This is a genomic window from Aureisphaera sp. (assembly GCF_059726885.1).
Genome location: NZ_AP041051.1, coordinates 1,460,869 through 1,475,178, shown reverse-complemented (window position 1 = coordinate 1,475,178; position 14,310 = coordinate 1,460,869). Strand labels below are relative to the sequence as shown.

7 protein-coding genes are annotated in these 14,310 nt (G+C 43.7%); all 7 read left to right on the top strand.

Annotated elements, in window-relative coordinates; all coding sequences use genetic code 11:
- The first annotated feature begins 19 nt into the window (after nucleotides 1–19).
- The 7 genes from AC6JAD_RS06525 (at nucleotide 20) to AC6JAD_RS06495 (ending at nucleotide 14,162) form a co-directional block, all read left to right on the top strand.
- Nucleotides 20–3,418, top strand: a complete 3,399-nt coding sequence (locus AC6JAD_RS06525; RefSeq protein WP_461304485.1) for a T9SS type A sorting domain-containing protein — start codon at nucleotides 20–22, stop codon at nucleotides 3,416–3,418.
- 23 nt (nucleotides 3,419–3,441) lie between these two features.
- Complete coding sequence (locus AC6JAD_RS06520; RefSeq protein WP_461304484.1) at nucleotides 3,442–4,302, top strand: T9SS type A sorting domain-containing protein; 861 nt, start codon at nucleotides 3,442–3,444, stop codon at nucleotides 4,300–4,302.
- A gap of 118 nt (nucleotides 4,303–4,420) precedes the next feature.
- A complete protein-coding gene (locus tag AC6JAD_RS06515) occupies nucleotides 4,421–5,311 on the top strand; it encodes a pirin family protein (protein WP_461304483.1) in 891 nt (296 codons plus the stop codon).
- A gap of 371 nt (nucleotides 5,312–5,682) precedes the next feature.
- On the top strand, nucleotides 5,683–8,706 hold the full coding sequence (locus tag AC6JAD_RS06510; protein WP_461304482.1) for an RHS repeat domain-containing protein: 3,024 nt from the start codon (nucleotides 5,683–5,685) through the stop codon (nucleotides 8,704–8,706).
- 11 nt (nucleotides 8,707–8,717) lie between these two features.
- A complete protein-coding gene (locus tag AC6JAD_RS06505; protein ID WP_461304481.1) occupies nucleotides 8,718–12,794 on the top strand; it encodes a DUF6443 domain-containing protein in 4,077 nt (1,358 codons plus the stop codon).
- Nucleotides 12,772–13,122, top strand: coding sequence for a hypothetical protein (locus AC6JAD_RS06500; protein ID WP_461304480.1), 351 nt, complete (start codon nucleotides 12,772–12,774; stop codon nucleotides 13,120–13,122). The genes AC6JAD_RS06505 and AC6JAD_RS06500 overlap by 23 nt, the downstream gene beginning before the upstream one ends.
- Nucleotides 13,123–13,241: 119 nt before the next feature.
- Complete coding sequence (locus tag AC6JAD_RS06495; RefSeq protein ID WP_461304479.1) at nucleotides 13,242–14,162, top strand: hypothetical protein; 921 nt, start codon at nucleotides 13,242–13,244, stop codon at nucleotides 14,160–14,162.
- Nucleotides 14,163–14,310: the final 148 nt, after the last annotated feature.

The following is a 14,310-nucleotide window of genomic DNA, read 5'->3' as shown; positions in this document are numbered from 1 at the left end:
CATATTTAGAAACTCTGTTATGAAAAAAATTACCATCCTAATTGCACTCCTAATAACATCCCTAGGGTATTCCCAGGTGATATTCGATTTTGAAGGTGCAGCCCCAACGTTTAACGATTTTAATGGTTCAGCAACCCAAGTAATTGCGAACCCAGATGCCTCTGGCACCAATACTTCGGCCAACGTGGCGGAAAATACGGTTCCCGGCAATGCGGCTTTCGCGGGGGTTAACATTCCTTTCTCACTCGATATTTCAACCGCCAAAGGATTTATCATGGATGTGTGGTCGCCTTTGGCCAATACACCCGTCCTCTTAAAGCTCGAGAACTCGGTGACAGGAGTGAATGTGGAACGACAAGCAAATACTACCGCCGTGGGTGCTTGGGAAGAACTCTCATTTGATTTTGGGTCTGAAGGGGCACTAACCTTCGATTCAATTACGGTCTTCATGAATTTCAATGTTATAGACCCTAATACACAAGTATATTTCTGGGATAACCTAGAACAATTCATATTGCCTCCCTCCCTTCCCTTTAATTTTGAAGGGCAATCTGTCACATTCAATGACTTCAATGGATCATTTACCCAGGTAATTGGAAATCCAGACCCTACAGGGGTAAACCCTAGTGCCAATGTGGCCGAGAACACCGTTCCCGGTAATGCGGCATTTGCAGGTGTAAATATTCCTGTAGAATACGATATAATTACGGACAAAGGATTCATAATGGATGTGTGGTCCCCATTGGCCAATACCCCGGTTCTTTTAAAACTTGAAAACTCCGTGACTGGAGTAAATGTAGAACGACAAGCAAATACCACGGCAGTGGGCGCTTGGGAAGAACTCTCATTTGATTTTGGGTCTGAAGGGGCATTAACCTTTGATTCCGTAACCGTTTTCATGAACTTCAATGTGGTAGACCCAACTACACAGGTCTACTATTGGGATAATCTGGAACAATTCAATTTGGGAACACCTCCGGCTTCGCTTCCCTTTACTTTTGAAGGTGGCCAGACCCTAACATTTAACGACTTTAACGGATCTGTAACCCAAGCCATAGCTAATCCCGATGCCACAGGTGTAAATACCTCGGCCAACGTAGCAGAAAATACCGTTCCTGGAAATGCAGCCTTTGCAGGTGTAAATATTCCTGTTGCCGTAGATATTTCAATACAGAAAGGGTTCATCATGGATGTGTGGTCCCCATTGGCCAATACCCCGGTCCTTTTAAAACTTGAAAACTCCGTAACTGGAGTGAATGTAGAACGACAGGCAAATACCTCTGCAGTAGGTGCTTGGGAAGAGCTTACCTTCGATTTTAGCACGGAAGGTGCCTTGACTTTCGATTCGGTAACGGTATTTATGAATTTCAATATGGTAGACCCCAATACACAGGTGTATTTTTGGGATAACCTAGAACAATTCGATATCGGTGCCACCGTGGTGCAATTACCTTTCGATTTCGAAAGCACCCCACCCGTTTTTAACGATTTCAACGGATCTTTCACTCAGGTAATCCCTAACCCAGATGCGTCAGGAGTGAATCCTTCTCCCAATGTGGCCGAAAACACGGTTCCGGCCAATGCCGCCTTTGCGGGTGTGAACATTGGCGTAACTACAGATGTGGATATTACAACAGACAAGGGATTCCGTATGGATGTATGGTCTCCATTGGCCAATACCCCTATATTATTGAAACTGGAAAACTCTACCACTGGGGTGAATGTGGAGCGTGAGGTGATTATGACAACCTCCAATGCCTGGGAAGAGCTTACGTTCGATTTCAGCACGGAAGGAGCATTAACTTTTAACTCCATTACCGTGTTTATGAATTTCAACATGGTAGATCCTTCCACACAGGTCTACTATTGGGACAATCTTGAGCAATTCAATTTTCCGGCTACCCTTCCCATCGATTTTGAAGGAAACCAGCCTCCATTGAACGACTTTAATGGTTCTGCCACCCAAGTTATTGCAAACCCGGATGCTTCAGGTGTGAACACCTCTGCTAATGTGGCGGAAAACACAGTGCCTGCAAATGCAGCATTTGCCGGGGTTAATATTCCTGTTACCACTGTGGATATAAGTGTAGACAAAGGCTTCCTTATGGATGTCTGGTCTCCCTTAGCAGATATGCCGGTATTACTTAAACTGGAAAATGCCGTAACCGGTGTGAATGTAGAACGAGAAGCGATCATGACACAAACCAATGCCTGGGAAGAGCTTTTTTTCGATTTTAGCGACGAAGGTGATCTTACCTTCGACTCGGTGACTGTTTTCATGAATTTCAATGTGGTCGATCCGAATGCCCAAATCTATTATTGGGATAATCTGGAACAAATACCTGTAATACTGCCTCCGTCTAATGACCTATGCGAGAATGCCATCGAGATCAACTGTGGCGATATGATCATGGGAACTACGTTGGATGCCACAGACGATACTGCAGCAGCTCCCGATTGTGATACAACAACAAGTGCCCCAGGAGTGTGGTACGTATTTAACGATACTTCAGGATTCCCGGCAGACATCACTATATCTACCTGTAGTGTGAATACAGATTATGATACAAAAATCTCGGTGTACACTGGTGATTGTGGTGCGCCACCATTAACCTGTGTGGTTGGAAATGATGATGATGGAGATTGTACCGATTTCCAATCGAGCGTAAACTTCTTGAGTGACGGAGCTTCGACCTTCTATGTCCTGGTCCATGGATTCTCTGGTGATACAGGTAATTTTGAGTTAACAATGACCTGCGATTTCATCCCGCCATTAAACGACGAGATCGGAGATTCGATCGATGTGGACGAATTGGGATGCCCATACACAGATACCAACGTAGCCTTACAATTTGCTACCCAGGAAGGCGATAATCCCCAGGGATGTACAATAGATGGTGCCAACGGGGTTTGGTATAACATTACGCCCGAAAATGATGGGTTCATCTCTGCAACTTTGGCTTCACCTTCTGGAGCGAGTTTTGTGAATTTCTTTACGGCTCCTAACGAAAGTGCCTCAGTAAGTGATCTTGTATTGGTAGATTGGGTAGATAATCAATGTGCCCCTGCCACTTCCTCAAGTATTCCGGTAACCGCAGGACAGGCCTACTATATCTATGTAGTAAATACAGGAGGTGCCAGCGATGTTTCCATAGATTGCGAAATATTGGGATTGAATGAAAACAACCTATCCAACATTCAGGCCTTTCCAAACCCTATAGATACGGCATGGAACGTTCAGGCGAATGATCCCATTCAGTCCATTTCCATTTATGGTATCCTAGGGCAAAAACTGATGAGCTACCAGCCCAACAGTACTTCCTTCGAAATGGATATGTCATACCTAAACAGTGGAATATACTTAGCAAAAATAACAACCGATAAAGGAACCAAAACGGTTCGTATTCTCAAAAATTAAATAATAACTAAAAACTCGATATTATGAAACAGATTTATGTAACCTTAGTACTACTACTCGCTTTTTCCTTTAGCGTTCAAGCACAAAATACCGTTGAGGTAGATGCCAGCGCTACATGGGTTGGATTTGCCAACGTATTCGATCTTCCGTCAGACGGTGGAGGTTATGTCTTTGGAGAGTCTTGGGGCGTGCCAGACTTAAAAACAACCATCGATGTAGGTGCCGGAACCGTTACCCTACAACCTAATTTTAACACCTATGCAGATAACCCTACAGATCCTTTCTGGGTAAACCAAACTACGGGTGAAGGAAACAAAATTTTCGAAGGAAACACCTTTGTTGAGGACAACACACTTGTAGGAAGCGAACTAACCTTTAACGGATATGTACAGAGTAACGATTTAGATTCAGAATACACCGCTATGGCCTTTATTAAGGTATTTAATGGCGATTTTTCTGTATTGAAGATTGAAACTGCCGAACTAACCGCAGGGCAAAATTTCTCTATAGTGTATACAGATGTAGCTCCAGAAGATGCAGTAGTGCAGTATGGATTCTACGTTTCTGGAGTAAATGCCAACCCGGATGATGAAGGTGCTTTGGGAAGCATCGTAGTAACAGCTCCCCTATTAAGCGTGAACGATTTAAATGCAGTTAATGTTTCTGTATATCCAAATCCATCGGCCCGCGTGTGGAACATTTCCAGTGCGAATCAGAACATTCAAAAAGTGGTGGTATATGATGTGTTAGGGAAAATGGTTGCTCAAACTACAGCAAACAGCAATGAAGTTGCCATTAATAACGAAGCATTGGCGCCAGGGATTTATATGGCCCAAGTAGCTACAGATGCTGGAAAACAATCCATCCAGCTTATCAAAAAGTAATTTTTTTTCATTTTTTATATTTTATTAGGTTTGAGTCAAAGAGGGCGTTTATAACGCCCTCTTTCTATTTCCGAATACTTTCATATTGTTGTAACTTTAAGAGGTAAAATTGCTAGTTATGGGAAACAACAAAATGCTCGTAGGGGAACGTTCCCGGGATCTTGGGAATTTTTTGGTAGGAAGACTGCTTCCATTCAGAAAGAAAAGGCAGGTAGGCCCTTTCACGTTTATAGATCATATGGGACCTTCCGAAATTGGCCCGGGCAAGTATATGGACGTAGATCAGCATCCCCATATAGGCCTTTCTACCCTTACCTATCTTTTGGAAGGGGAAATTGAACACAAGGATAGTACCGGAGCTGTAAAGCACATAGCGGCAGGCGATGTGGGGTTTATGACCTCTGGCAAAGGGGTCTCCCATACCGAACGAACCCCTCAGCACCAACGCAATGGCCAAACGTATCCCGTTCACGGGTACCAAGTATGGGTAGCCATGCCCAAGGAGAAAGAAGAAATGCAACCCCGTTTCGATTTTGTCCCTAAAAACGAGTTGCCCCACTGGAAGGAAAACCATCTTGAAATTACCTTGGTGGCAGGCGAAGGCTTCGGTCGAAAATCCCCACTTCCAGTGCATTCGCCGTTGTTTATGGTAGATGTGTTGGCCAACGAAGAGACCTGCTTAGAGATTCGTGGACAGTTGGAAGGCGAAATCGCCATTGTGGTGACCCATGGAAAAGTCTTGGACGCAGGGGATCGTGTAGAACAGGGCCAAATGCTTATTTCCAAAACCGAAGACGAATGCACCATTACCCTCGAGAAAGGAAGTCGTGTACTGCTTTTTGGAGGGAAACCCTTTCCCGAAGAACGCTTCTTGTTCTGGAATTTTGTGTCCTCTTCTAAAGAACGTCTGGAGAAAGCCAAAGACGATTGGAAGCAAAAACGCTTTCCTAAGGTACCTGGAGATGACACCTATATTCCATTGCCTACACCCAAAGGTCCATTAAGGTAGACGGGGAATTTTAAAAAAGTTTTAAAAATTTAATAGTCAATTATTTAGGTGCTTTTCAGAGCACTGAATTCATGAATTCAGTGCATATATCCATTCCAATAACGTAACATACCTCTTGCATTCAAGACAAATTTTGTACATTTATACAACGTTGAAATTACCAACGTGTTTACTCCCTCCTAACATAGTTGCCAAAATCACTTGGCAGTGTTTATAATGTAGGCCGTCCTTACAACGGCCCAGCGAACATATTATTAATGAAATTAGAGCAAGAGAAGTTATCTCAACTTTATCTGGGGCCAATTTGCGAGGTAGCAACGCAAAGCCAATCCTGCACTCTTTTTTTAAATTTTTAATCAAAACAACTATCAATGAAAAAATCATTTTTCTATTTGCTCCTTTTAATTGGAGGTGTATGCTTTTCCCAAGACGAGGGAGGTGAATTCAATTACACCAATGAGGTAAACCGAATGTTGACCATACCGACTTCATCTGAAGCGGCCGCCTTCGGCACCTATGGGGAGACAGCCGTATCCCTTTTTGAGGGAAAGCCCAATGTTGCCATTCCCTTGTATACCTTCAAAGGTCTTGAGATGGATCTTCCCATCTCACTGACCTATGATATCGATGCACGGAAAGTAGAGGATATTGCTCCAGGTACCGGGCTTGGATGGAATCTAGCTTTGGGAGGGAGCATCACGCGAATTACCAATGGGCTTCCCGATAGCTACACTAACGTTACGGTCGGTCTTGGGGGTTATTCTACCTTATTGGATAGTGCGATTCTCAGAAATAAACTTGGCACTTACAATGATAAGGAAATTAACGGAGCGGATACTTTTGCAGATGTTGCGGAGGCATTGGACTATGTGGATTTTCTGGACAAGGTGCAGACGGGATCTTATGATGTCGCTTTGGATAGTTACGTAGTGAGTGCTCCAGGACTAACGGCAAAAATCATCATGGTATTCGATAACACCAACAATACGGTATCTCCAAAAGTTATGGATAATCCACGAATTAAAATCAATAGTTATGCGACAAGTGCCAATCATACCTGGATTATTACAGGTGAGGACGGAACCCGCTACACGTTCTTGGCTAGCGGTGGTGGAGAATTAACAACGTCCGAAAGTTTTAATGATACATTCAGTATCGGTCAAAATTCCTCGGCCCCCTACATAATGAGCTATTATTCGGCCTGGAAATTGACAGAAATGATATCTCCCAACGGAAAGGACACCTATAAGTTCATCTATGACGACTTGGACACCTGGACCCAAGAGGTCTTCACTTGGCATAACAAGCGAATAGATAATGACCCTCCGCCTACGGACCCGAACAATTGGATTTACTTCGATGAAATTGAATCGGGAAACAAGTACAAGATCATTCAGCAAGCTCTTTTACAGGTAAAGCATAATGAAGACGTAATTGTGGATATCACCTTAGGTCAAAGGGATGATTTCGTACTGGACAACAAAATTGAGTCTTTGGAGGTAAAAAGTCCATTTAACGGTACTACCATCAATTTTTTCAAATTTACCTACGATCATTTCGGAACGGGCAGTAATGAGGAAGAGCTTAGGTTAAGGCTCGACAAGATCGAGATCGCTGGGAATGGATATACGGGAACCACCCATGACTTCGAAAAGGAATACAATTTTACCTACGACAATCCAGAAGATATGCCAGCGAGAGACTCTTTTTCGCAAGATCGTTGGGGGTATTCTAATGGGGCGCCAAACAATAACGGGGGTACGCTTTTTGAAGAATGGGTGGTTGGTGGCCATACACTAATTGGTGCCGACAGGAACTTTAGCTTTAGTGATGCCCTTGTTGGGATCTTAACCCGTATCGATTACCCAACTGGGGGCTACACAGAATTTGACTATGAACAGCATAAAAAAACAGTAGGCGGCGTGGATACGTACTATGACGGTATTCGTATAGCAGGTATTACCAATTACACAGATTCGGGTACTTTCTCCACAAAAAAGACCTACGAATATGAAGAGCTCTATGAGGAGGGATACTTGCGGCCCCTGTTGAAATACAACACTACAGAGCAAAGGGAATTTGGTGGGCCTACCCATACACGATACCACCGTCTGGCTAAGGCAAACAATGGTGACGTCCCCTACATTAGCTATGGCAGGGTAACCGAAAGGGATATCAATTCATCGGGTTCGGCGTTATTGGGAAAAACAGTGCATGAGTTCCCAACCGGGCTGTCTAATGGAGCGATAGTAGATGTAAATCAACCCCCTTTTGCCACCAGCCATTATGGCCAGGTGGGTGCTGGGCAACTGGAAAAACAAACCGTTATAGATCATGGTAACAATACCCTGGTTGAGATCCAAACCACTTACACATCCGATGTTGAAAGCTATTCGGGTTTTGCGGTAAAGGACAATCCCAACAATGCCTTCAATTTTATCATGTTTTCCGAAACCGGCAACGGCGACGAGGTAGTAGGGTCTTATGTTATAGCTTCCACAGGTATCGGTGGGGTCATTACGACCCCCGCTGTATGTTCCGACCCCGGAAATACATGTACCAACGTGTTGAGCTATTCAAGAATCCAGCCTTTCCATACCAACTTCAATCCCGAATATTTAAAGACCTCAACCCAGGTATCAAAGCAGTTATTCGGGACCGATGAAGTGACCACAACAATGACTTCTGAATATGACGATGTAGGTATAGATTACCTCTTGCGCAAATCGACCACTACGACCAGTAGGAGCGGCGAGTCAAAAATAACCAAGTACTACTATCCCAATGATTTTGCTTCAACAGACACGGACATGCAGGCCCTTGTTACTGCTAACCGCCTCTCTACTCCCGTGAAGACCGAGTATTACCACAAGGAAACCACAGAGGAGTTAAAATACACCCAGGAAACCAAGTATGACGAATTCGGGGCTTCCCCGGCCTATTTGATGCCCGATAAAATCATGGCCTACAGGCTGAACGATACCCCAGAATCCCGCATGGACTTCAGGGCTTATGACCCCCACGGGAACCTATGCGAGGTGGCAAAAACCAATGGGCAGTCCACGAGCTATGTCTGGGGATATGATGGCAGGCTCATCGTAGCAAAAGTGGAGAACGCTACCTATGCAGAAATAGAAGCTCTTTCCTTTTTTGGGAACGGTTTTACCCTTTCAGGGGCATTGAGCCAGCAACAAGAGGATCAACTCAGGGCACTGGGCAATTCGTTGGTGACCACCTATACCTACACCGATTTTATGCAGGTAGGTACGATTACAGACCCAAGGGAATACAAAACACATTTCCACTATGACGGTGAGAACCGCCTTTTGTATGTAACCGATGGTTCTTCGAAGGTGCTGAACAGCAACGAATACAACTACAGAATCAACAACTAAACCCAAAAGAGATGAAAAACACAATATACACCCTAGTACTTTTATTGGTTTTCCCAGCTCTTGTTTGGGGACAAAGCACCGACCAAAATTATGTAAAGAACACGGCTTATCAACAGCCACACACCTGGTCTGAGGTACAGGCAGGGATCCCCGAAGATGACAGGATCGAGGCCGTGACCTATTTTGATGGTTTGGGCAGGAACATTCAAGCCGTTTCCCAACGAGCGGGCGGGGATCGTGAAGACCTTATCGTTCCGGTCTACTATGACTCCAAGGGACGAAAGCCAAAAGACTGGCTCGCCCTACCCGTTACCGGAAATACCGATGGAGAGTATTACGAAGGTTCCGGGGGGAACACCATTACCGATGAAATCATCACCTATTACCAGGCCAAGTTCTATGATGATTTCATTCAGGGGTTCGGTCCCGACTACGAAAACCCCTTCTCCCAGGTTCGTTATGAAAATTCGCCATTGGACCGTACATTGGAAATGGCCGCACCGGGATCGGAATGGCGTTTGGGCTCCCATACCATCCGTAATGCTTACGAGACCAATGCTACCAACGAGGTGCGTGATTTTTCGGTTAGCTATACAAGTGGCTATTCCGGCCCCGATATCGTGTACAATGGGTATTATGCCACTGGGGAGCTCTTAAAAACCATCACCAAGGATGAAAATTGGCAATCCTCCGATGGCAATGACAAAACAGCTCAGGAATTTACGGACAATCAGGGTAGAACGGTTTTAAAAAGGACCTTTAACAGTAGTATTGCCCACGACACTTATTACATATATGACGATGATGGGAAACTGGTGTATGTGCTCTCACCCGAGGGTTCGGATAAGATTATGGATGGCTCTGCACTGGATATAGATTACAAGGATATCCTTGACGGCCTATGCTATCAGTACATTTACGATAGCAGGGGCAGGCTGGCCGAAAAGAAAATCCCCGGAAAGGGATGGGAAAGCATCATATATGATAAACTGGACCGTCCCATCCTTACGCAGGATGCCGAGCAGGCCAAGAACAACGAATGGCTCTTTACCAAATACGATATCCTAGGGAGGGTGGCCTATACGGGTATCCTGAGCAACCACAGTAAATCGCAGGTGCAGAGCGGCCTGAGTGGGTTACCCCTGTACGAGAACCGGCAGACGGGCACAACGACCATAGACGGGACACCCGTTCACTACAGCAATCTGGCCTTTCCGCAGAACGATATCGAGGTCCATACGGTGAGCTACTACGATACCTATATAGACACGGGCACATTGGGCAGCCCGCCGGCACAGAACATCTATGGAACCACCATCACCACCGATACCCAGGGACTGCCCACCGTGAGCAAGGTACGGGTGCTGGATGGCCTGGACCAGCCTACCCCTAGCCAGTTCTGGATCACCACGGTAACGGGCTATGACGATAAGGCCCGGCCCGTACACCTGTTTACCGAGAACAACTACCTCAGTACCAAGGACAAGGTGGAAAGCCACCTGGACTTTACGGGCAAGCCCATGGAGACCAGGACCTTCCACGAGGTTACGGGCATTTCGCCCAATAGCGTGACCACCCTCGATTATTTTACCTACGATCATATGGGGCGTCTCGTAACGCACGAACAACAGATCGACAACGAGCCCGTACAGCTCATCGCCAAGAATTACTACGATGACCTGGGCCAGCTGTACAAAAAGGACGTGGGGGGCGAGACCTTTATCGATGGCTACACCGGCATCGAGAAGGCCGACGTGACCTTCGACGGCACCATTACCCGCAACGACGGCGGTGGTGACTGGACCTCGGGGGCCAAGACCAAGGGGGAAATTACGGCCGATGGCGGGGTGCGCCTTACCGTACCACAGACCGACAAGGCCCTGCGTTTTGGGCTTCGCAAAACCATCGTCCTGGGAGCCAACGGTTGGGATGCCTACGACTATGGGCTTGAGCTTAACCCCAGTGACAGCAATGGGGACGGAAACCGTGACGTGAAGGTGATCGTGAACAATGTGGTACAGGGGGTGTACGGGACCTTCGATACCGATGACGGGTTCTCCGTGGAACGCTCGGGCAACCAAATACAGTTTAAAAAGAACGGGGGATCGCCCTTTTATACCCATACCCTAACAAGTACCGTGGACCTCGTTGGGAAAGTGGGGCTTTACAGTACCAGTGTTAGTGCCGAGGGATTTGAGCTCTTCGGGGACAGCATAGACAAGGTACTGCAGGAGGTGGACTACAGCTATAACGTTCGGGGCTGGCTCCTGGGCATCAACGACGTGGATGCCCCATGGCAGCTGCAGGACCTTTTTAGCTTCCGTATCAATTACAACGAGGTTATTGAAGGGGGCAGTTCCATGACCCCCGTGGAACCGCTCTATAACGGGAATATCTCACAGACGGTGTGGCGCACCAAAAGCTCCGACAACCAAAAGCGCACCTATGGGTACACCTACGATGCGCTGAACCGTTTAACGGCCGCTTACAGCCGAAGGGGAAGTGCCCTTACCGTTACGGACGAATATGGACTGTCGGGGCTCAGCTATGACCTTAACGGGAACATCCTACAGCTCACCCGTATGGGGGCCAACGATGACGGTACGGTAACGGGTACCTGGGACGGCCTTACCTATACCTATGACGATGGCAACCAATTGCTCAAGGTGGACGATAACAGCCCGACCCCGGGGTTGATCGCAGAGGGCTTTAACGATGGCTATGTGGGATTGCTGGACGATTTCGATTATGACGACAACGGGAACCTGATACTGGACCGCAACAAGGGTATCACGAACATCGGGTACAACCACTTTAACCTGCCCGAAACGGTCACGGTGAGCGGGGGCCAAACGGGGACTATTTCGTATATTTACGATGCCATGGGGACCAAATTGAAAAAGACCGTGACCGAGGGGAGCACCACACATACCACCAAGTATGCCAATGGGTATGTCTACTTGGACGACGAACTGCAGTTCTTCCCCCATCCGGAGGGGTACGTAAAACCGGTTGTCGGCACTACGGAGGAGGTTAAGGGCTTTAAAGGGGGGCAGACCACCACCAGTGGGTATCAATATGTGTTCCAGTATGTGGACCACTTGGGCAACGTACGCCTGTCCTATGCGGATAGCGACCTGAACGGCTCTGTGGGCACCAGCGAGATCATAGAGGTAAGCCATTATTATCCCTTTGGCCTCAAACAAAAGGGGTACAATACCACAATTTCTACCCAAGGGAATGCGTTAGCACAGAACTATAAATATAATGGAAAAGAACTCAATTCAGAACTCGGTATGGAATGGTACGACTTCGGTGCGAGAAACTATGATGCTGCATTGGGTAGATGGATGAATCTTGACCCATTGGCTGAAAAAATGAGAAGGCATAGTCCTTATAATTTTGCGTTTAATAATCCTATGAGGTTTATTGACCCAGATGGAATGGAACCAATTGATACTAATGGCGATAATGATAAACATATTCATAGAGTCAGAGAAGTTAATACTACTCAAAGCGTAAATGACGATGGTAGCTTATCTGTAACTACAGTTGAAACAAACATTATTCAAACTGTGGAATCTTTAGAAAATGGAGATACACAAAGTACATATGAGACTGTTACAACTACAAGTAATTATACTGTTTCTGCTTCTGTTGATGAGAATGGAGAAATTCAAACAAATGAATCTTCAACTCAAACTGTTAGCAGTAATAAAAGAGTTGTAACATTAAGTGCCGAAACAGGAGAAAGAACTATAACAAATGAGGCAAATATAAGTGGTGTAGATGGAACAAAAAATGTTGCTTTAGATATGCAACAAGCAGATGTAAAAAATTATGGTAGTCAATTAAAAGCAGGTTTAAAAACTGATGTTAATTTTACAGGAATGAAGTTTAAATATAGTGGAACAGAATCAATATTGGGAGGTGCTGTTGGAGCTTTTATATTGAAAAAAGTACCTGGTGCAGCACAAGGAATAGCAGGAGGAGAAGTTCTTGGAGGACTATACAGAGAGTATGTTTCAACAAATAATTTTAAAGGAAAAAAAGTCACATTACGTAATGAAGTTAAAAGATATAAGTAAATATATATATTTAATCAATACCTTTTTATTGGTATTTATTATAGGATTAGAGTATTATTGGAATATAGATATACCTGATTTTATTACTTATTTGATTATTATATTCATTGTATTAACAGGTATAAATAACTTTTTTGTTACTTATGAAAATAAAAAATATAGCGACTTTATTGGTTTGAAAATTCTCAATAGCGGAAAATTTTTATTAGGCTTAGGGATATTAGTATTAGTTTTTAGCTCAATGGAGGAAAGGTCTCAATTACAAACATATCTGATTTTAAGTTATGCTTTTTATATGATAACCACTATTAGATTAAAAAGAAAGTAAAAGAAAACCACCTTGGTAGTGTTTCAAAATGGTGCTTTTATAAAAACTGCTATTTGGAATACTGATCTTCAAAAATTTAATGGAAAAAGCATATGAAAATGACCCAAATCCAACACCTATTGAAAAAATTAAAAATTAATAGCATAGTAAAAGTCTTAATTGTGCTATTTGTTTCAGCTTCATGTGTTGAACAAAAATGTACTGATTTTGAAATTGAAAATTCTTCACCTTATTTTTTTGGTGAACTCGAAGGCAGGAGCAATATTTTTGAGATTAATGGCGATAGTGTTTCTAGATATATAATTCAAGATTCCCTGCTTCTTAAAAATATTGGCCATCAATCTATGATTAAGTCTACAAAGGAAAACGAATATCATATTGTATTAAATGATACAATTATAAAAATTGATATTCTGAGTATTAATATTAACGACAACTTTGAAAATTTGTTTAATGGGTACTGGGTATTGAAGAAAGAAAGGTTTCAAGTATGGAAGAAATTCATTCCGAACAATATATACTCTGGTAATTTCAGGGTAGAGGAAGGAGAATTAATTGAACAAGGAGCCTTTTTTCCTACTTACATTGGAACGCTTTTCGACAGGTTTCATTTAATTGGTTTTAAGGATTATTCTCAAAGCCTATATTTGGTAACCTCTTTTGATGAAGAATCGATGTTTTTGTATAATATGACTAAAAACGGAAAAGAAAATTTAGAACTAAAAAAATATAGTTTTAGCAACAAATCTATTATCGGTACTTATGAAATAGTTGAATTAATGGAGAACGATGAAAATTTGTTTAAGAATTTTGACCTTGACAAAAGCCATCATGGAGTTATTAAAGATGGTTTTTATAAAGGCGATTCTATCTATTATTTCCAAAAAATAGATTCTACTGGTTTTTATATGTTTATTAATAATGATGAGCTATATGACAACACTCTGGAGTTTTATTTTACTTCAGAGAATAGAGATACAATTTATACGAATCATATCTATGATGACCGAAAAGTCTTCTACTCCAAAAAAGGCAATTAAAGGGGATAATAAGTCAAAATAGGACATGGTCTTATAATAGAGTTTAAATATTTGAAAAACAGTAGTTCCCTGCTAGCTCCCTTCTTGAGACGGGTGCTCACATAAGAGTGGGCTAAGCTAGAATCTTTAAATAAATACTGTCTTTATA

Coding starts and splice junctions, on each gene's coding strand:
- AC6JAD_RS06525 (WP_461304485.1), top strand. CDS start 20: ATGAAAAAAATTACCATCCTAATTGCACTCCTAATAACATCCCTAGGG.
- AC6JAD_RS06520 (WP_461304484.1), top strand. CDS start 3,442: ATGAAACAGATTTATGTAACCTTAGTACTACTACTCGCTTTTTCCTTT.
- AC6JAD_RS06515 (WP_461304483.1), top strand. CDS start 4,421: ATGGGAAACAACAAAATGCTCGTAGGGGAACGTTCCCGGGATCTTGGG.
- AC6JAD_RS06510 (WP_461304482.1), top strand. CDS start 5,683: ATGAAAAAATCATTTTTCTATTTGCTCCTTTTAATTGGAGGTGTATGC.
- AC6JAD_RS06505 (WP_461304481.1), top strand. CDS start 8,718: ATGAAAAACACAATATACACCCTAGTACTTTTATTGGTTTTCCCAGCT.
- AC6JAD_RS06500 (WP_461304480.1), top strand. CDS start 12,772: ATGAAGTTAAAAGATATAAGTAAATATATATATTTAATCAATACCTTT.